This is a genomic window from Vibrio sp. 1557 (assembly GCF_033340175.1).
GTDB lineage: Bacteria > Pseudomonadota > Gammaproteobacteria > Enterobacterales > Vibrionaceae > Vibrio > Vibrio alginolyticus.
In genome coordinates, this window is sequence record NZ_JAWOVZ010000306.1 from 1 (window position 1) to 1,013 (window position 1,013).

1 protein-coding gene is annotated in these 1,013 nt (G+C 46.6%); it reads left to right on the top strand.

The window, feature by feature from the left end:
- On the top strand, nt 1-981 hold a 981-nt coding region (locus R7070_RS26670; RefSeq protein ID WP_318141585.1), incomplete at its 5' end, for a cryptochrome/photolyase family protein.
- Nucleotides 982-1,013 lie beyond the last annotated feature (32 nt).

Sequence of the window (1,013 nt, forward strand, 5' to 3'; positions counted from 1 at the left end):
TATTTCAAAGTATTTACGCCATTCAAACGAGCATGGTTGCAAAAGTTTTCCTTGCCAACGGTATCCAAGCCTCAGAGACAAAATGAACTGCCTAGTGAGCAGTTAGAAGCGGTAAAACAAGACGGTTTTGATGCCGATTATACGTTCTCTTATCCGAGGGAATCGAGCGAAGCTTGGTGTGCATCGACCAACCACATTCTCAAGCAATTGAGGACGTTTGCACGCGAGCGTAGTGACGGTTACCAGATGAAGCGAGATTTCCCCGCTATAGATGGTACGAGTCAGCTCTCGCCTTATCTTGCCATCGGAGCATTGTCGCCAAGACAGTGCATCGCGAGGTTGTATGCTGAGAATCCACAACCGGATTTGTCAGAAGGCAAAGCAACGTGGCTGAGCGAGATCATTTGGCGTGAGTTCTACCAGCACTTATTGGTGTTTGAACCTAAACTTGTCAAAGGTCGCGGATTCATCGACTGGGAAGATAAAATTCAATGGTCTTACGATGAACAAGCTTTTGAATGTTGGAAAACGGGGACGACTGGATATCCAATTGTTGATGCGGCAATGCGTCAGCTCAATCAAACTGGCTGGATGCACAACCGACTTCGTATGATTGTCGCGAGCTTTCTTACCAAGGATTTACATATCGACTGGCGCTGGGGCGAAGAATACTTTATGAGCAAGCTCGTCGACGGCGACTTTGCGGCAAATAATGGTGGGTGGCAGTGGTCGGCATCGACTGGCTGTGATGGCCAACCATACTTCCGTATCTTCAATCCAATAAGCCAAGGCGAGAAGTTCGATTCCGACGGTCAGTTCGTACGTCATTGGGTTCCAGAAATTAAGAGTGTGCCGAATAAGTTCGTCCATAAACCATGGACTTGGGAGGGATTTTCTTTACTGGAATATCACAAGCCGATGGTTGATCACAAGGTTGAAAGAGAGATAACCTTACAGCTCTTTAAAAGTGCCAAGGAATAGAGTGAAATGCTTAGCAAAAAGCGATCAATGAG